General features: G+C 37.5%; 15 protein-coding genes. 3 read left to right on the top strand and 12 right to left on the bottom strand.

Annotated elements, in window-relative coordinates:
- Positions 1 to 58 precede the first annotated feature (58 nt).
- The 12 genes from HDE70_RS22165 to HDE70_RS22110 all read right to left on the bottom strand — a co-directional run bounded on the left by HDE70_RS22165 (position 59) and on the right by HDE70_RS22110 (position 15,333).
- Entirely contained in the window at positions 59 to 1,384 is a 1,326-nt protein-coding gene (locus HDE70_RS22165; protein WP_183891852.1) for a metallophosphoesterase, read from the bottom strand.
- Between the two features lie 37 nt (positions 1,385 to 1,421).
- A complete protein-coding gene (locus HDE70_RS22160; RefSeq protein WP_183891851.1) occupies positions 1,422 to 2,921 on the bottom strand; it encodes a sigma 54-interacting transcriptional regulator in 1,500 nt (499 codons plus the stop codon).
- 17 nt (positions 2,922 to 2,938) lie between these two features.
- A complete protein-coding gene (locus HDE70_RS22155) occupies positions 2,939 to 4,036 on the bottom strand; it encodes a vWA domain-containing protein (RefSeq protein ID WP_183891850.1) in 1,098 nt (365 codons plus the stop codon).
- A gap of 180 nt (positions 4,037 to 4,216) precedes the next feature.
- The gene (locus tag HDE70_RS22150) at positions 4,217 to 5,101 is read right to left on the bottom strand and encodes a cupin-like domain-containing protein (protein WP_183866096.1); all 885 of its coding nucleotides are present in this window, start codon (positions 5,099 to 5,101) and stop codon (positions 4,217 to 4,219) included.
- A 116-nt stretch (positions 5,102 to 5,217) separates the two neighbouring features.
- Positions 5,218 to 6,099: a cupin-like domain-containing protein gene (locus HDE70_RS22145; protein WP_183866095.1), complete on the bottom strand. Its 882-nt coding sequence runs from the start codon at positions 6,097 to 6,099 to the stop codon at positions 5,218 to 5,220.
- A gap of 143 nt (positions 6,100 to 6,242) precedes the next feature.
- Positions 6,243 to 6,794 carry a fasciclin domain-containing protein gene (locus tag HDE70_RS22140; RefSeq protein WP_183866094.1) on the bottom strand — a complete coding sequence of 184 codons (552 nt, stop codon included), beginning with the start codon at positions 6,792 to 6,794 and terminating at the stop codon, positions 6,243 to 6,245.
- 33 nt (positions 6,795 to 6,827) lie between these two features.
- Positions 6,828 to 7,631, bottom strand: coding sequence for an SDR family oxidoreductase (locus HDE70_RS22135; protein WP_183866093.1), 804 nt, complete (start codon positions 7,629 to 7,631; stop codon positions 6,828 to 6,830).
- Positions 7,632 to 7,655: 24 nt separating this feature from the next.
- The gene (gene hemW / locus HDE70_RS22130; protein ID WP_183891849.1) at positions 7,656 to 8,801 is read right to left on the bottom strand and encodes a radical SAM family heme chaperone HemW; all 1,146 of its coding nucleotides are present in this window, start codon (positions 8,799 to 8,801) and stop codon (positions 7,656 to 7,658) included.
- A gap of 286 nt (positions 8,802 to 9,087) precedes the next feature.
- Positions 9,088 to 11,292 carry a peptidase domain-containing ABC transporter gene (locus tag HDE70_RS22125; protein WP_183891848.1) on the bottom strand — a complete coding sequence of 735 codons (2,205 nt, stop codon included), beginning with the start codon at positions 11,290 to 11,292 and terminating at the stop codon, positions 9,088 to 9,090.
- Positions 11,285 to 12,580: a radical SAM/SPASM domain-containing protein gene (locus tag HDE70_RS22120; RefSeq protein ID WP_183891847.1), complete on the bottom strand. Its 1,296-nt coding sequence runs from the start codon at positions 12,578 to 12,580 to the stop codon at positions 11,285 to 11,287. The genes HDE70_RS22125 and HDE70_RS22120 overlap by 8 nt, the downstream gene beginning before the upstream one ends.
- Before the next feature lie 64 nt (positions 12,581 to 12,644).
- Entirely contained in the window at positions 12,645 to 12,857 is a 213-nt protein-coding gene (locus tag HDE70_RS22115; protein ID WP_183891846.1) for a hypothetical protein, read from the bottom strand.
- 109 nt (positions 12,858 to 12,966) lie between these two features.
- Positions 12,967 to 15,333 carry an outer membrane beta-barrel family protein gene (locus HDE70_RS22110; protein WP_183891845.1) on the bottom strand — a complete coding sequence of 789 codons (2,367 nt, stop codon included), beginning with the start codon at positions 15,331 to 15,333 and terminating at the stop codon, positions 12,967 to 12,969.
- Between the two features lie 565 nt (positions 15,334 to 15,898).
- Here HDE70_RS22110 and HDE70_RS22105 point away from each other — a divergent pair.
- The 3 genes from HDE70_RS22105 to HDE70_RS22095 all read left to right on the top strand — a co-directional run bounded on the left by HDE70_RS22105 (position 15,899) and on the right by HDE70_RS22095 (position 18,516).
- Positions 15,899 to 16,447: a histidine phosphatase family protein gene (locus HDE70_RS22105; RefSeq protein WP_221302117.1), complete on the top strand. Its 549-nt coding sequence runs from the start codon at positions 15,899 to 15,901 to the stop codon at positions 16,445 to 16,447.
- Between the two features lie 320 nt (positions 16,448 to 16,767).
- Positions 16,768 to 17,736 (top strand): DUF4271 domain-containing protein, encoded by a 969-nt coding sequence (locus tag HDE70_RS22100; RefSeq protein WP_260161830.1) that lies wholly within the window; start codon positions 16,768 to 16,770, stop codon positions 17,734 to 17,736.
- A 9-nt stretch (positions 17,737 to 17,745) separates the two neighbouring features.
- A complete protein-coding gene (locus HDE70_RS22095; protein WP_183866089.1) occupies positions 17,746 to 18,516 on the top strand; it encodes a uroporphyrinogen-III synthase in 771 nt (256 codons plus the stop codon).
- The last annotated feature ends 46 nt before the right edge of the window (positions 18,517 to 18,562 follow it).

The raw sequence follows: 18,562 nt of genomic DNA, 5'->3' as shown, positions 1-18,562 counted from the left end.
TTTGTGGACTATATAACGGGGTCAGAAATTACAGGGATGTTTTTTTGTATTCTTTTTCTTATGCTCTTTTGAGCGTGAAGATGGTGATCTCCGGTAAGATACCTACTCTTCCGGGATAACCAAGGAAGCCGTAACCTACGTTAACGTAGAGCTGCTGCCTTTGCTCCTGGTATAACCCGGCCCATTCTTTATAGATATACTCTATAGGGCTCCATTGATACTTTTCGGTACGTACGCCAAATTGCATACCATGAGTATGGCCACTAAACATCGCATCTATCTGTGGGTATTTGGGCAGGACTTCGGCACGCCAATGTGAAGGGTCGTGAGAAAGTAAAAGCTTTACGGGAAGGTCATCGGTGTTCTTAACTGCAAGATCCATACGGCCGTATTTCGGGAAACGCCCCATACCCCAGTTTTCGATGCCCAGGATTCCAATCTCTTCACCGTCAATTTTTAACCGGCGGTTTTCATTCATTAAGAGATCCCAGCCCATAAGTTCATGGGTTTTGATCACATCTTTCAGGTTTTTTACTTTGGCAGGGGAAGATTCTTTACCAAAATAATAGTCGCCATAGTCATGATTTCCCAGGGATGAATAAACACCAAGAGGAGCCTTTATTTTACTGAATATATCCTGATAATCCCGCATTTCTGTTGCCATATCGTTGACGATATCGCCAGTGAAAAAGATGAAGTCTGGTTTTTCGCCAAGGAGCATTTCGACGCCTCCTTTTACAGCAGTTTTATTGTAAAAGCTTCCAGAGTGAATATCTGAGATTTGTCCCATAGTGATGCCATCAAAGGCAGCAGGTAAGTTCGGGAGGATCAGTGTTTTTCTGCGAACCTGGTAATCATAAGCTCCTGATACAATGCCCCAGGACAATGAAGTGAGGGGAATTGCCGCTGCAACTAAGCCTGCTTTGACAATGAAGGAAGAACGGCTGATCGGTTGTTCGATGGCTAAACCGGTTTTATTGGTGGTGCTTATTTTACGGGATAAACCGGTTGCGTTATCCTGATCTTTTAAGCTTCCTGATACTGCTGCGTTGTTGTTTTCCGGTCTTTTGATACGTCTGAACATAGCAATGCTGAATCTGCGCAGGTCATCAACCAGCAGAAAGGGCAGCATCACGATTTTGCAGGCTGTGGTCAGGAAAAAAACAACTAAAATGATTGCGCGCAGTGATAAAAAGAGATTTAAGAAGATACCTGCAAAAACACCAATGATTAGTATCATGGTGATAGCCCAATAAATTCGGGTAAACCTGATTTTTGCTTTATCACTCCAGTTTTTGAAAGCAGATAAAATCGCCTTGACGAAATAAAAGTCAAATGCGATGATTAAAAGACATCCTGCAATAAGAAAGGGTAATCTGCCCATTATTTATGTTAAATATTAAAAGATACTTTAAAACAGACTAGGCATTGAAATCAATGTCATCATCTTCATCCTCTTCAGGATCGGTATTAAATAAGCTGTCAAACATATCAGAGAACCCGAAACCACCACTCAGGTATTTTTTGTTCAACTGAGAATATTCCGCCAGCCCATGTAAGGCAAACTCCATTAATAAAAGGGTTTGATTTGCACTCAGCTTAGGATGGAATTGTTTAACCAGTTCATTCAGGCCGCCAACTTGCATCAGCTCTTTTTTATATTGAGACTCTGTCAGGTTATCAGCAATATCCAATGTGTTGCCATCTGTGAACCAGTCTGTGATCAATTGATAAGGATTTGCAGTTTTGCTTTTCTTTGCTTTCTCCGGATCAGGGAAGTAACGGTTGAACAGGCTTTTGATCGCTTTACCAATTAAGATATTGGCAACTTTAGCAGGCCCTTCAAGCTCACCTTCGTAAACCAACTCTATTTTACCTGTTACTGCTGGTATAATTCCCGTCAGGTCAGCAAGTCTCACGAAGGTTTTCTTTTCTCCGTTAACCAGCATTCTTCTTTCGGCAGTACTGATCAGGTTTTCGTAAGCGGAAATCGTTAAACGTGCCGAAACACCAGATTTCTGATCGATAAATTCACTTCTACGCGCTTCGAAAGCTACTTGCTCAATCAAATCTTTCACTAAACCATCCGCTTCGATTAGTTTTTGTGCTTCAGTGATCTTTGCCTCCTGGAAAGTAATTTTACGGGATATCGCTATCGTTTTAGGATAATGCGTAAGGATCTGACTTTCTATCCTGTCTTTCAACGGCGTCACAATTGATCCCCTGTTGGTATAATCCTCAGGGTTTGCTGTAAATACAAATTGTACATCTAACGGAAGACGTAATTTAAAACCTCTGATCTGAATATCTTTTTCCTGAAGCATGTTAAACAAAGCTACCTGTATCCTTGCCTGTAAATCCGGCAGCTCATTGATTACGAAAATGCTTCGGTGTGCTCTTGGGATTAATCCAAAGTGGATCACACGCTCATCGTTGTAGGTTAACTTCAGTGTAGCGGCTTTAATCGGGTCCATATCGCCAATTAAATCAGCCACGGTCACATCCGGAGTTGCTAATTTCTCCGTATAACGATCTGAACGGTGCTGCCAGCTGACCGGGGTTGCATCACCATGTGCAGCAACTTCCTGTTTTCCGAACCAGGATATCGGATTCAAAGGATCATCAAAGATTTCACTTCCCGTGATATAAGGGATATATTCATCAAGCAGGTTAACCATTAAACGTGCAATACGTGTTTTGGCCTGACCTCTTAAACCTAATAGTAAGATGTTGTGTCTGGATAAAATCGCAGTCTGAAGTTCAGGAATAACAGTCTCATCATAACCAAGGATACCCTCAAAACCAGCATCTTTATTTTGAAGCTGCTGTATAAGGTTCTTGCGCAATTCGTCTTTTACTGTTAAGGAGATGTAATTTGAGGCTTTTAATTCGCCAAGAGTTTTAATTGAGGTTTGCTCCATAGGTGTATTTGTCCGGATTAACGGACTATTTTTCTTCGGTTTTTAATATAATCTTCAAAAATGTACTCGCCTAAACCAGTTAAGGAGCTGTAAAATGCCCTTCCCCCGTTTATTTCTGTAAACTCCCTTACAAATTGTTGTAAATAGGGATCCTGGGCAATCATAAAGGTCGTAATCGGGATATTCAGGCGCTTGCACTGTGCAGCCATATTCAGGGTTTTATTAATCACCTTTCTATCCAGTCCCATACTGTTTTTATAGTAACGGCCGTTCTCTTTCAGACAGGTCGGTTTACCATCAGTAATCATGAAAATTTGTTTGTTATGTGTTTTCCGGCGACGCAGTAAGTCTGCGGCCAGTTCTAAACCCGCAAGGGTATTGGTATGGTAAGGCCCAACCTGTAAATAAGGAAGATCCTTCACCGTAATCGGCCAGGCATCATTTCCAAATACTACAATATCGAGTGTATCTTTAGGATAACGCGTTTTAATCAGTTCGGCCAGCGCCATCGCTACCTTTTTGGCCGGCGTAATTCTATCTTCCCCATATAAAATCATAGAGTGGGAAATATCAATCATCAGCACCGTAGAAGTAAGCGTTTTGTGGTCTTTTTCCTCTACTTCCAGGTCACCCTCAGTTAAAGTGAAATTACCGATACCATGATTGATTTGAGCATTTTGTATAGACGCAGTCATATCAATCTGATCCAGACTATCACCAAAGGTATATTCACGGCGGTCTGCATTCTTTTCTTCCCCGATACCAGAGATATTGCTATTGTGATTACCCTTTCCGGCCTTCTTCAGCTTGCCGAATATCTCCTCCAGTGCAGACTTGCGGATTACCTGTTCGGTTTTGGAAGTAATCTCCATATTGCCATCCTTGGAATCTTCTTTGATATAACCCTTATCTTTCAGCTCATCAATGAAATCACCCATGCCGTAATCGCCCGTGGTAAACTTATATTGCTTGTCCAGTTCATTCATCCAGGCCAATGTTTCACCTGCATCACCCGCAGTGTAATTCAATAGCTGGGTAAATAACTTCAGCATTTCATCAAACCCGCCCTTAGGCTTGTCATCTGCTTGAAAATTAGAAAAATGGAAACCTCTCATATGTTAGTATATAACGGAATATCGAAGGTAAAAGTTTGCCAGAGAACTAATGTTACCTGCTTGTAAAAATACCCTCCGGAGCTTAAACGCAAAAAACCAGTACGCTGAATACTGGTTTTTTGATATAAAGGCTGGGTATAAGCCGTAATCGGAAAGGAATTATGACACAAAGGTGTGCCCTTATTTTTTTGGTAAGCCTTTAGCTAATGCCTTTTCTGCTCTTTTAATAGCCAGTTTTTCTCTGAATTCTGCGTAAGGAGCTTTTAATGCCATTTTCAAAACACTGTCTAAACCACCTTTAATAGCAAGGTTAAATAAACTTTGTGCTTTTCTGATTGGAGAAGCATCCCATGCTCTTAAACTTAAAGAGAAAGAACCATCCAGATATTTCATCCAGTGCCACATTCCTGTAGGCATGAATAGGGTATCGCCATGTTCAAGGAAAACTTCATATCCTTCTACGCCTTTGAGTGCAGGGAATTTATCAAAATCAGGATTGGCTACATCATAATCTTCCAGCGCATAAGTAGCATTTGGAATACAATAAAGACGGTCTTTCCATTTATTATCAAATAAGATGATATGTTTTCTGCCACCAAAGTGTGTATGAAAAAGGTGTGGAAGATCAATGTCATAGTGCAGGAAGGTCACAGAGTTTGAACCACCAAAAAACATGGCGGGCATACTCTCGATGAAACCACCCATTAGATCTTTAGGCAATACAATGTCCTTGATCAGGCTCGGTACATGCTTAAATAAATTAAAGAAAAATATACGGAGTTCTGTAGGCTCTGACTTAATCAAATCAAGGTAATCGCCGAAACGCATATGCGCTGCCGCCGAATTGATAGGCTTGGAAGGGTCTACTTTTGCATTGTCATATAAAGGAACCTCCAGGTTACCGGCAATTTCTTTCAGGTACTCAGTTGTCCACTTTTCTCTTGCAGGCCAGCTCTTTGTTAAACCTTTAATGATTAGAGGTTTTCTAGGGTCTAAATAGTTTTTTTTAAAATCTGCGGGACTGATATTCTCAACGGTATCTACCGGCTTTAATATAAAGCTCATAATCAAAAAAGATCTTGTTTGAGAACAAAAGTGTAAATTTAAATCTATTTATTTATATAAAAAGGCAAGGTATGACGCAGAAAAAATATACTATCTGAAATTAAACTGATTCTTAATTAGGATGGGGCATGTTCTGCCAGTGCTTTATTCGCCCTTTTTATAGCCAGCCGCTCTTTCCATGCCATGTATTTCTCTCTGAAATTTGCTTTCATGAAGTCATCGAACTTACGCTGGATGATCAGGTTATATAGACTCTTTGCTTTTACTGCCCATGACTTGTCCCATGCCCTTAAGCTGATAGAAAATGAGCCGTCCAGGTATTTCATCCAGTGCCAGTAACCCGTAGGCATAAACAGCGTATCCCCGTGTTCCAGATAGGCTTCTATACCCTTTACTCCTTTTAAGGCAGGGAATTTATCAAAATCAGGATTTTCAATATCATAATCTTCTAATGCATAAGTTGCATATGGAATCTGATAAAGACGTTCCTTCCATTTATTCTCAAATAAGATGACATGTTTGCGGCCATTAAAATGCGTATGGAAGATATGAGCCATGTCTATATCGTAATGCAGGAAAGTAACAGAGCCTTTTCCACCAAAAAACATATTAGGATAACTATCCAGAAAACCGCCCATTAACTCTTTTGGAGCGATATAATCATTTAGTAACTTAGGGGCCTGTTTGATAGGATCGAACAGGAAGATCCGAAGATCGGTAGGGGTAGTTTTGATCAGGTCAATATAATCTGCAAACTTCATTTCTGTAGCCGCAGCATTAATTGGTTTGGAAGGATCAGCTTTAGAGCTATCGTAGAGCGGTACTAATTTATCTCCAACTACAGTTTTCATGTAATCCATAGACCACTTCTCATATGCCGGCCAGTTTTTAGCCATGTTCTTAATGACTAATGGCCTGCGTGCATTGAGATAGTTTTTTTCAAAATCCTCTTTGGAAATATCATCAACGCAATCAATCTGAGTTAAATCAAACTTCATGTTAAAATAATGTTAATTCATGTAAAATTATAGAATTTGACTTTTCTTACCAATAGGTCAATGGAAAATAAAAAATTCTGACAATAAAAAAACACAGCAACTTATGCTGTGTTTTCATTATTATAAAAAATAAATTAAAAGAATTAGTTAGGCATCAACACGCTGTCAATAACGTGGATCACACCATTTTTCTGCATTACATTCGCAATAGTAACGGTAGCTGTTCCACCTTTTTCATCTGTTAAAATTAATTTGTCTCCGTCCATAGAAGCCCATAATTTTCCACCAGATACAGTAGTCAGTTCTGCTTTACCATTACCTGCTTTAATTGCTTTAGCAATTGCTTTTGAATCCATTTTTCCAGCAACAACATGGTATGTAAGGATTTTAGTTAGCATCTCTTTGTTTTCTGGTTTTAAAACTGTTTCCACAGTACCAGCTGGCAATTTGTCAAAAGCTTCGTTTGTTGGCGCAAATACAGTGAAAGGTCCGGCACTTTTTAAAGTTTCCACAAGACCGGCAGCTTTAACAGCAGCAACCAATGTAGTGTGGTCTTTTGAGTTTACCGCATTGTCAACAATATCTTTATTGGCATACATTGCTGCACCGCCAACCATTGGATTTTTTTGAGCGTAAACTGAAGTTGAAAATGCCATAGCTACTATGACAAATACAGGTAAGATGAATCTTTTCATGATTTTGTTTTATAGCAGGAGATACGGCGAATATTAGTGCTTGGTTTTCTGAATAGCCAAATTTTTTGTTCTCATGTATTTGGAGAACCTTAACGGAAAAAAGCGCTTGAATAAAATTCCCTTCACTTCTTTGCCGCCCATATAGACTTCTTCTTTGTTTTGTTGGATAGCTTTAACGATTAAACTTGCGCATTCAGCCGGGGCAAGACCATGCTCCTGATTCTCGTCCATCTGGCTATGCAGCTGGCCATCAGCAGTCATTGCATTCAGCGAGATATTTGTTTTAATATAACCCGGGCAAACCAGGGTGATCTGGATATTTTTATCAGCTACCTCTGAACGTAATGAATCAAAGTATCCATGTAAAGCATGTTTGGAAGCGGCATAAGCAGAACGGTATGCAGTTCCGAATTTACCAGTCAGACTACTGATGCAGACAATTTTGCCTCCACCTTTAGCGATCATCTGAGGCAATACTGCCTTACTCAAAGCGACTGTGCCCCAAAAGTTAACATTCATCAGCTTTTGTTCCACATTTAAAGCAGTTTCCAGTGCTAATGACCGTTGACTCAGTCCTCCGCTGTTGATCAGCATATCAATATGGCCAAATATTTTTTGTGCATCTCTGGCCTTGTCTGCTAATAACGCAGTATCTTCCAGATCAAAAGAAAGGACATGGACATTGATCTGATTTTTACAGTTTCCTTTTACCCTGAAAAGTTCATCTCTGTTACGGGCAGAAATAATGAGGTTTGCCCCTGAATTGTTATAAGCATAAACAAGTGCTTCGCCGATACCCGAAGAAGCTCCTGTGATCCAGATTACTTTATTCTTCATTGTTTTTTTATTAATTATTCAGGATTAATCTTCCGGATGTTCGTCTAAAAGGAATAACTCTGAAGCGATATAATCAGCAAACAATTTGCCGTCAGGTGTCAATATTAACCTGTTATTTTCGTTTTTCAGCCAGTCACGTTGTAAAAATGGAACTATGTTTTTTAGTGTATCTTCCAGGAAAAGCTTACCAAATTCATTGCCTATTTTTTGTAAATCTGTACCCCACATGGTGCGGAGCGAAGTCATGATATATTCGTTAAAGCGATCGTAGATATCCAGTTCTTCTATCGTTTCTGCCAATTTACCCAGCGCTAACTGCTGCATATATTTAGCATTGTTTGCGATGTTCAAATACCTGACATTTCCATTAAAGCCATGTGCAGATGGGCCAATCCCTAAATAGGAGATACCTCTCCAGTAATTGGTATTATGTACCGCATGGCGGCCGGGTAAGCTATAATTTGATATTTCATAATGATCAAAGCCTGCAATAGCCAGTTTTTCTGTCAATGTGATAAACTGAGCCGCACTTTGTTCATCATTCACAGGGATTTGCTTTCCCTTTTTTATCGCTGCGGCTAAGGCTGTTTTAGGTTCAACCGTTAACGAGTAGGCCGAAATATGTGGAGTTTGCAAACTGATCGCTTTGTTGATGTTGCTCAACCATTTTTCATCGGTCAGCAAAGGGAACCCATAAATAAGGTCGATACTCAGATTCTCGAATCCCGCATCCTGACTGCGTTTAATACAGGTTTCTGCTTCATTGGAAGTATGTGCCCTGTTCATCCAAACCAGATCTTCATTAAAAAAAGATTGTACGCCAATGCTGAAGCGGTTGACGGGAAGCTGACGCAATTGTGCAATTTTCTTTGCATCTAAATCATCTGGATTAGTTTCAATAGTGATTTCAGCATCGGCCGAAATAGAAAAATTGGAGGTTAAAGTGTCAAAGATCCTGGCCAGTGATTTCTCCGGTAAAAGAGAAGGTGTGCCACCACCAAAATAGATACTCCCTATCTGCTGATCAGAAATTCTGCTCTTTTTTAAAAGGATTTCTTTGCAAATCGCATCAGTCATTTCATCTACGTGCTGCAGAGAGGTGCTGAAATGAAAATCACAATAATTACAAGCTTGTTTACAAAAGGGGATATGGATATAAATTCCTGCCATGGGGCAAAGGTAAGTGCAATTATGTGTTTTGAGGCACCTCTGTTTGTAAAGATGACTTCAATCCGAAATTATACAGTTTTTTGCAAAGTGTATTGCGGTTAATTTACCAAGCCCGCTGCTGGTACCTGTAATGAAAATTGTACTTGCTATTTTTATATTTTTCACGAACGTATAAATATCTTATAGCTATTGGTGAATGGTATACCCATGTATTATATCAGGATCATAATTTGGAATTTACAAGAGGTCAGTGAGTTCTTTGGAAGTGTTAAGTCTGTCGGTCTTGCTAGTCTAATTCCAATTGGTTTTTAACCAAATTGTAATATTCGTTTCTATACGCTACTAATTCGCTGTGACTTCCTCTTTCTATAATTGTCCCATGTTTTAATACAATTATCTGGTCAGCATTTTTTACGGTAGATAGACGATGCGCAATTATAAGAACCGTTTTTCCTCTAAAAAAGGATTGCAGATTATCGTGAATTATCTTTTCATTTTCAGCATCCAATGCAGAGGTTGCTTCATCAAAAAATATGTAATACGGGTTCTTGTACACCGCACGGGCTATCAGGATACGTTGTTTTTGTCCACCGGATATACCATTTCCTGCCGCTCCGATTTTGGTTTTGAATCCGAGTGGGAGACTATCAATAAAAGATCCAATATTGGCTATCCTGACAGCGTTCAAAAGTTTCTCTCTATCAATATTCTCGTCTCCTGTAGCAATGTTTCGCTCAATAGTATCAGAAAAAATATAACCATCCTGCATGACCACGCCACAGTGCTCCCGTATGCTTTTTGGAGATAATGAAAGCATGTTCTTATCATCATAGCAAACAGTTCCATGTGTCGGATCATAAAACCTGATCAGCAATTTCATCAATGTCGTTTTACCACTACCGCTCGCTCCAACAATGGCCGTAATTTTACCATCAGGAATAAAGAGCGAGACGTCTTCCAAAACAAATGGTGATTTTGGCCCTTCAAATTGAAAAAAAAGCTTGTTAATATTTATTCCTTTACTTGAAAGACTATCATTGGCGGGATATGCGGATACACGCATTGGAGTAAATTCTCCTTTTTCTTCGTCGTCATGTAAATGGACCTCGTTGAGCCGGGATAGGCTTAGTTTTGCGTCCTGCAAGGAGCGGAAGAAGTTAACGAGTTGATTTACTGGTGAATTCATTTGACCTATGATATAGGACACACTTAACAAAGTTCCGATGGTCATATCTCCGTTTACCACGAACGAGGCTGTTAAGAATGTAACGATGATGTTCTTCAGCTGATTCAGGAATTCAAAACCAGCTAGTTGAATTTGATCCAATTTAAGCAGGCTCGTATTAACCTTATAAAGTTTCTGCTGTATCTTTTCCCATTCATTTCTCTTGTATATCTCGAACTGATTAAGTTTCATCTCTGATACACCGTTTATGATTTCATAAATAGACTCCTGACTTTCAGCTCTTTGATGAAAACGCGAATAATCTAAAACTTTGCGCTTTTTCAACCAAACTAGCGACCAGACTACAGATAATGTGGTTAAAATCAAATACACTAATAGAATCTGATGGTCATAGTACCATAGTACACCAAAGAATACAGAAAAACTAACCATAGAAAATACGGTGAGTAATGCTTGAGAAGTTAGAAATTGCTCGATCCTTTCATGATCTTGTATCCTCTGATTAAAATCTCCCATTAACTTGGTGTCAAAAAAGCGAATCGGAAGAGATAGGAGTTTGGTCAGAAATTCTGAAATAATCTGAATATTTATTTTATTTCCAACGAAAAGAAGGATGCGATTACGAAAAATATCGAAAATTATATTCCCTAAAAAAAATGACAACTGAGCCAGTAAAATGTAAGTAATCATTTGCAAATCCTTTTTGACTACGCCTTCATCTATAAGTTTTTGCATTAGAATAGGCAAAACCAGCATCGTTAAAGAACTCAGCAGCATAAAAACTGACAGACCTAAGAAGTGGCGCTTATATAATTTCAAAATTCTGAAAAGATATACAGCAGACAACGATTCTGATTTTGCTGGAACCTGAGTATGAAACTTCTCAGTAGGTTCTAAGAATAAGGATACACCATGCTTTTCTTCCGGACACCAGGATTCCAAAAATTTCTCTTCAAAAACCCAAATCCAACCATGAGCAGGATCTGCAATTTTATATTTCATTTTTCCTGTCAATAGGTCTTTTGAAATCTTATAAAGTACCACAAAATGATTTTGCTTCCAATGAAGAATACAAGGTAACAGTTCGGGCTTGAACTCTCTTGGGGTCAATTTTGCTGTAACTGTTGTAAAACCGATTTTGACAGCTACGTCACTAATGCCTAATAAAGATACACCCTCTCTGGAAATAAACATATTTGATCGCAGATATTGCAGACCAAAGTCTTTTCCATGATACGATGATATCATGGCAAGACATGCAGCTCCACAGTCCATCTGGTCATATTGGAAATAGAATTTAAGCATTTATTAAAATTTTCTGCTCAAATACACGTTTAACAATTTCCATTTTCTTAACGGGATCAAAATCATTTACACAGTAGTCTTTTCCCAAATTCTCATAGGCAGCTTGGCTACAACCACCACCACAAATGGGTAATATTGAGCATGTATGGCAAGGTTTGTTCTTAAATTTTGCATTTTCTCTAACCGTAGCATCAGGATTCCATTCAATAACACCATTCTGATTTAATTCTCCTAATCTGTTGCCTACTTTAAAATCTCTCGCTGAACATTTAAAAACATCACCATTGTAATTTAGAAATGCCTGATTCTTTTTATCAGCATAACATGATCCGCGTACTGAATCGTAAACTGCACCATCCACGTAAAAACCTGAACTTTTATATTTGTCTATGTATTCTCTTACATCATTTTCAAGGGCATCTTCCAATTGCCAAACCTTATGGTAGGAGAATCTTAAACGCTTCCTGATCTTATCATCATATTCGCCAAAAAGTTCCATAATTCTGTCGATATCATCCATATTCTTATCTGAGCAGTTAATCCGGATAACAACGTTGAAATCATTCTTCGCAAGTAATATTATATTGTATACAATTTGGTGAAAAGAACCTTTTGTACTAGAAATAAATCTAACCTGATCGTGATTTTCTCCATAGCCATCCAGTGTAATCTGAATTTCCTGAACATAAAAACTTTTGAGGAAATCAATCTTCTTCTTGTCAAATAATAAGCCATTTGTTGTAAATCCTGTCATCAACTGGATGTTGCGTGAATCAAGAATCTGCTTTGCCTGAGTTAAGATAGGGACAATTACTTTATCGAAGTAAAGTAATGGCTCTCCGCCAAACCATGAAATAGCAAACTGCTCCATGCCTTCACTTCCTTTCGTAATTTGATCTATCAATTGTATCGTTTTGTCGATAGTTACAGTGTCCATTTTTGAATCTTTAATATGAGATTCATAACAATACCAACATTTGAAGTTACAGTTCATAGTCGGGTTAATAAAAAGAAGAAATTGATTTTCGTTGTTGTCAGCTTTTTTACTAATTTCTACAACCTGGCTGAATTCATCAGTTTCATTCTCTATAATAAATCCCTCATCTACCATATACTTGAAAAATTCAGGATGTATTTTATCTAATTCATCCATTTCCGTTTGTCTTTCGGCAGCCAAAAAAAGTTCTTTTACGTCATCCTCTAAGATGACAAACTTGTCGTTAATTAAATTATAGCAGATGTTCTTTCCGTCAAAGTGAAAAAAATTGTTGTATGTGCTTGATTTCATAATGATTAGATGTAAAAGTTGGTAACCTCTTTAAGAGGTTACCAACGAAAATTAAAAAACACTGTCAAATTCCTATAGTTGGTTCTTCTATAGCGTTACATGTTGTACTGTTGTTGGTACAATTACAATTGTTACCTACAACACTCGAAGGAGCTGTCTTAAAAGCAAAACTTTTAGAGAAACCACCTTTTAACATTCCTTTTTCGGCATCTTCAAGAATTTGCATGTCTTGTACCATTTCCTGGAATTTTTCTGATTTGATTTTTTTAGTACTCATTTTAAAATAGATTAAGATTTAAAAATTAGACCTCACCTTTTTTGAAGGTGCTTATTTATAAGCTTTCTCCTGTATTGCGCACTACGGATACTTTGCTGATAAAGCGTAGTTATAGTCTTCCCCGACTCTCATTTTCCGATTTAACCATCCCTTTTTTAACCTTACGTTTGTTATCCAGGGTATATTGAATTTGCAGAAATACTCCCCTTGTTAATCTTTTCTGATAGAAATTAAAATTGAAATCAGGAAAGAACGATGTGTTTTCATCAAATTTTGTATTGAAGAGATCAACTGCCATCACTTTCACCAATAGACTTTCTTTTATGAATGACTTGCTGGCAGAAATGTCAAATTGATATTTATATCTGCTTTTGATGTTAACATCACTATAACTATGCTGATAGTTACTGGTAAGTTCCAGCAGGTATTTCTTGTATAGCTTGAATTGCAGATAACTATTATTATAAAATGATGCTCCACTGAACTCCCTGTTGTTGTTGTCTGAGAATGTATTATAATAAATACCAGAAGAGAGACTCAAATAGAGCCATTTGAATAAGTTGTCAGTGTAAGAATGATCAACACCCATTGATTTATAATTTCCAAAATTCTGTGCCTGATAGTAATTGATGCTATTTTCGTTCATGAAGTATACCTTCTGTATAATTTCATTTATTTTCACCCCATATAAGGAGATAAAATGCTTTGGGAAACTATATCCAATGTCTAGACGGTCAATAAACTGAGGTTGGAGACCGGGATTACCAATATGAAATAAATAGTCATTTATTTTGAGTACAAATGGATTTAAATCAACAAATGACGGCCTTGAGATACTCCTTTTGTAGCTCAGATTGATACTCTTCTGATTAGAAATGTTATATCGGTAGTATAATGCGGGAAAGGCCTTAGTATAGTTTTGTGTTATATTATTCTCGTTAATTTTATTTAATCCTTTAATAGAAGTATTCTCTACTCTTAGTCCTGCTTTAAAAAAGTGTCTTCCAATTTTTTTACTAAGCGAAGCATGGCCGGTTAAGGTATTTTCTCTATTATCAAAATTTTGCTTTTGAGCTTCGTCATCATTCCACTTTTCTTCTTGTAAGAATTTAACATTCAGGCTATTATCTCTGTTTATATGCATGATTTTAACTCCTCCATTCAGTTCCCAGTCTGTACTAAATTTTTGGATCATATCTGCTTGGGTAGTATAATAAAATGAGCTTGCGTGCGTGTCAAAGAGATAGTGGTTGTCTAATGAAGCAATTGACGGATATATTGTCAGCACATCATTAAAAGGATTAGCGCTATTCCTGCCCAGGTCAGTTATAATTTTGAAAGAGCTCCCAATGGTGTCGGTCGCTAAGGAATAGTTGAAAGTAAGATACCAAAGGTCATTCGTAGTTTTTGATTGTGATTTGTTAATACTGTGCTGGCCTTCTTCCGGACTTTTATAAACATCAAGTGCTCCCGAGAGCAGTATATCCATTTTGTTCTCATTAAAATAGCCTTCGATACCGATTTCATTCTTTTTGTTTGGATAGTAGATAACTCCCGATCTAATACCTAAGCTTTTATAATTTTGAGAAAATCTGCCTAGTTCGTGATTTTTGCGACCATCAAAATAATCAAAATCACTTCTGGTAATTCCAAGATCCTCGTTTTTAGTGTAAGATATATCTGAATATGCATTCCATTTATCAGTACCAAAATTTAGGTTTACACCACCTCCATACCGGTCATAGTTTTTATTTTTATATTGGTAATAGGACTTGGCAATTCCACGGAAACCACTTTGAGGTTTTTTTAAAATGATATTTACAATTCCCCCAGCTGTTGTGGCTTCCTGATCTGAAGAGGCCAGGTCTTGTATTTCGATTCTTTTAATATCTTCCGAGCTGATGCCGGATAAATAATCCTCTAATTGCTTTCCGTCCAGATTAATCTTTCGGCCGTTAATCATAACTAATACGCTTTTGTTCATCAACAGTAGGTGGCCATCGGCTCCCATACTAATTTTTGGACTTTTCTTTAATAGTTCGATTCCATTGTTCCCTTTTGCAAGCGGGCTATTTTCAATGTTAAAAAACAACTTGTCCCCTACTGTTTTGATAAAGGGGCGGTTAGCATTAACTGTTACTCCTTTTAAAGCGTAAATATCATAAACCTCTATAGGAGAGAGGTGGCGATCTGTGTTTAGTGTAATTGACTCTCTGTGAAGCTCCTTCCCAAATTGAGACAAAACCAATTGAAAGTTTCCCTTAGGCGCATTTATCGAAAAATATCCTTTCGTGTCTGTTAATGTTTGTTTAACTTCTATGGAGTCCAGCGTGGTTAATGTTATTGTGACATACGAAAGTGGTTTTTGTTCCTGATTATGTACGTGTCCGAAAAGTGTTAATTGTTGGGCAAATGAACTCTTCAAAGAAAAGGTCACTAAAAGCGTAATAATGAATTTTAATCTAGGTATCCACATATCTCATAATCTAGTTTGGCTATCTTTAAATAGTAGTTCCTGTTGAATCGTAATAGCTTTGGTCTCTTTATAATCTCCCGGATTTAATATTACAATACTGAGCATCTATTTAGATACAGGTTAATAATAATTGTTCCGGGTTTTGATGTTAATTAATTGACATTTAAGGTAAAGTGTTTACTTGTTTGATTATAAATATATATAATTTTATTTTAAATAGAGAAATTATATGTCATAATAAATTGTTTAATATATGTTTTAAGTGAATAATGTTTAGTATAAAAATCCGGATATAAAGGCGTTTCTATATGTTTTAAGCCCATGTTACCAGTATGGGTAATAAAATGCTTTTTTTTGTGTAATTTCATTTTTAATCTTCAGTTAAGATTGACTTTGTTGTGTTTATGAATTTAAAGATGCCTTGTTTGTCAAGTGTTAATTCTTATGATATTTTGTAAGGTTTCTCTTCTGATTCTTTTTTATGCGGTAAGTAAACCATAAAGTGGTTCTGATTTTGTGGTTCTTTGATGGAGAAAGAAATTATAACGTCAATTAGCATTTTGTAATGAAAAAAACTGCCTTAACCTTTCTGTATATATTATCTGTCCTGGTTTTACCATTAATTGTAAAATCGCAAGCTAAAATTGTCATCATCCGTCATGGAGAAAAGCAAGAACAGAATGAAAACCTGAACTGTAAGGGGCTTAACAGATCTTTAAAGCTAGCCAGCGTACTTTCTAAAAAGATTGGAGTTCCAACGGCGATCTATGTACCGTCTTTAGGCAACGGGAACCAAACTACTCATTCGCGTATGTTTCAAACCATTACCCCATTTGCTGTTAAATATAATTTAAGTATCAACAGCAGCTTTAATGGGGCAGATTATGCCAGCATCGCCAAAGAAATCAAACATAAAAAAGGAACGGTACTATTGGTTTGGAACCATGGCAACATTCCTGCGCTGGCCAAAGCACTCGGAATCAAACATCAGAAACTAAACTGGAATCTGAACGATTTCGATTCGATCTGGATCATTACCGGCAGTGGTAAAGACAAAGTGCTGAAAACTGACAAAGAAGGAATCCTGCCTGGTGCTGACTGCCCGGTTTTCTAAACCCCCATATTTTCCTGCAATTTATTCATGAATTACTCTCCGCTTTTGTAAAGAGCTGGTAGTAATACTCGCCTGGTTAACTTGTATATGAGTCCATGGTGAGTCCACAGTGAGTCCACGTTGAGTCCACCTTTTCCGGAAAATACGTGGACTCACTATGGACTTGAAGCAGACTTGATGTGGATACATACATAACGATGATACTACTCATCAAGACTTGCTATTCTGTAGCAAAGCATGAATGTGAAATAATAATATCTTAGATTTGCACAAAGGAATAATCCCGTTACTTTAATAGGTCGATGTATAAATACTTTTTGATGACTTTTTTCCTGCTGTGCATAGCGGGCTTTGGAAAGGCGAATGCGCAGAATTTGGCTGTTGTCAGAGATTCTACCGTACAGCGCAGGGTTTATAAACCCCGTGTGGTCAGAGACTCTGCATTTCTGGCGCGGCAAAAGTTCGTTACCGACTCTATCATGACGCATACCTGGATCCTTCCGGACTCCCTGATCAACAAACACATTTTGATGGACAGCATCATGAAAGCCAATGTTTTTGAGAAACTTGATCTTGATGCCTGGTTTAAAAAGTATAGTAAACTAAAGAAAGCGAGTAAGTTCAGAACAGGCAATCCCTTGCCTAAAGGACGGACCTGGGTGCTCGGTTTTATTGTCCTTCTGCTGGTCGTTTTTGCAATCCTCAGAATCTCTTTTGCCAAACAATTACAGAATATTATTCAATCTTTTTACAGTAATCGCGGACTAAATAACCTGAATAAAGAAGATAATGTGTTCAGTTCGTGGCCATTTTTATTTTTATTTATACAATTTGGCTTCACAATCGGGATGTTTTTTTATCTCGTTGCACAATATTATCAGCTCGCTTACGTACACCAGGGGTTCCGTTTTTTTGTCAGTGTTTCCATTCTGATTGTTGTATTATATGCGATGAAAATTCTTTTATTGCGTGTGCTCGGACATCTGTTTAACATCCAGAAAGCCGTCCACGAGTACGTTTCTATATTATATTTGAGTTATTTTAACATCTCTTTAATCTTCATTCCATTGGTTGTCGCTTTTGCCTTATCGCCAATGAAATATGGTATATATTACATAGTTATCTCATTTATTTTGTTGGGGATTATCTTCACGTTTCAATTTATAAGAGCAGGAATAAATATTTTATCTCATTATCGGTTTTCGAAGTTCTATTTATTTATGTACTTTTGTGCCCTCGAAATATGTCCTATTTTGATATTAATCAAGGCCATAGGATTGGAGCTGTAATTAGGTAAAATGCAAGAAAAAACAGAAGATAGGTTGCGTAAAGTAAAAAGTATACTGATAACTTTGCCAAAGCCCGAAACAGAGAAGTCCCCATACTTTGATTTGGCTAAGAAATACAATTTAAAAATTGATTTCAGATCCTTCATTCATGTGGAAGGTATTCCAGCAAGGGACTTCAGAAAAGACAAGATCACATTAGCTGATTTTACTGCTGTAGTTTTTACAAGCAGGAATGCGGTAGATCATTTTTTTAGAATTAGTGAGGAAATGCGGTACGAAGTGCCCGCAGATCTGAAGTACTTTTGTATTTCAGAATCAACCGCTCTATATCTTCAGAAATATATCCAGTACCGGAAACGGAAGATCTTTTTCGGTAAGCAGACTGCTGCCGATTTATCAGAAGTACTGAAGAAACATGCAGGGGAGAAATTCCTTTACCCATGTTCTGACGTAGCGACGGAAGATACGATGAATTTCCTGTTGAAAAATGGATACGATCTGACCCCGGCAGTATTGTTTAAGACCGTAGTAAGCGATCTTTCGGATCTTGCTGAAGTGACTTATGACATGATTGCCTTTTTCAGCCCGTCAAGTATTCAGTCGTTGTATACAAATTTTCCTACTTTTCAGCAAAATAACACAAGGATTGCTGCATTTGGAGTAAATACACATAAGGCGATTATGGATAATAATCTGATCGTAGACATAGCCGCACCATCACCGGAATCACCTTCGATGATCATGGCTATTGAAAATTATATTAAGAAATCAAATAAGTAAAATAGTACTGTTGATAAATTTTCCCAAATTGGGGAATCGAATGGCC

The organism is Pedobacter cryoconitis, from assembly GCF_014200595.1.
GTDB classification, from domain to species: Bacteria; Bacteroidota; Bacteroidia; order Sphingobacteriales; family Sphingobacteriaceae; genus Pedobacter; species Pedobacter cryoconitis_C.
This window is presented reverse-complemented; position numbering and strand designations above follow the sequence as displayed.

Coding starts and splice junctions, on each gene's coding strand:
- HDE70_RS22105 (WP_221302117.1), top strand. CDS start 15,899: ATGAAAAAAACTGCCTTAACCTTTCTGTATATATTATCTGTCCTGGTT.
- HDE70_RS22095 (WP_183866089.1), top strand. CDS start 17,746: ATGCAAGAAAAAACAGAAGATAGGTTGCGTAAAGTAAAAAGTATACTG.
- HDE70_RS22150 (WP_183866096.1), bottom strand. CDS start 5,101: ATGAGCTTTATATTAAAGCCGGTAGATACCGTTGAGAATATCAGTCCC.
- HDE70_RS22140 (WP_183866094.1), bottom strand. CDS start 6,794: ATGAAAAGATTCATCTTACCTGTATTTGTCATAGTAGCTATGGCATTT.
- HDE70_RS22110 (WP_183891845.1), bottom strand. CDS start 15,333: ATGTGGATACCTAGATTAAAATTCATTATTACGCTTTTAGTGACCTTT.
- HDE70_RS22125 (WP_183891848.1), bottom strand. CDS start 11,292: ATGCTTAAATTCTATTTCCAATATGACCAGATGGACTGTGGAGCTGCA.
- hemW (WP_183891849.1), bottom strand. CDS start 8,801: ATGGCAGGAATTTATATCCATATCCCCTTTTGTAAACAAGCTTGTAAT.
- HDE70_RS22120 (WP_183891847.1), bottom strand. CDS start 12,580: ATGAAATCAAGCACATACAACAATTTTTTTCACTTTGACGGAAAGAAC.
- HDE70_RS22100 (WP_260161830.1), top strand. CDS start 16,768: ATGACTTTTTTCCTGCTGTGCATAGCGGGCTTTGGAAAGGCGAATGCG.
- HDE70_RS22145 (WP_183866095.1), bottom strand. CDS start 6,099: ATGAAGTTTGATTTAACTCAGATTGATTGCGTTGATGATATTTCCAAA.
- HDE70_RS22165 (WP_183891852.1), bottom strand. CDS start 1,384: ATGGGCAGATTACCCTTTCTTATTGCAGGATGTCTTTTAATCATCGCA.
- HDE70_RS22115 (WP_183891846.1), bottom strand. CDS start 12,857: ATGAGTACTAAAAAAATCAAATCAGAAAAATTCCAGGAAATGGTACAA.
- HDE70_RS22160 (WP_183891851.1), bottom strand. CDS start 2,921: ATGGAGCAAACCTCAATTAAAACTCTTGGCGAATTAAAAGCCTCAAAT.
- HDE70_RS22135 (WP_183866093.1), bottom strand. CDS start 7,631: ATGAAGAATAAAGTAATCTGGATCACAGGAGCTTCTTCGGGTATCGGC.
- HDE70_RS22155 (WP_183891850.1), bottom strand. CDS start 4,036: ATGAGAGGTTTCCATTTTTCTAATTTTCAAGCAGATGACAAGCCTAAG.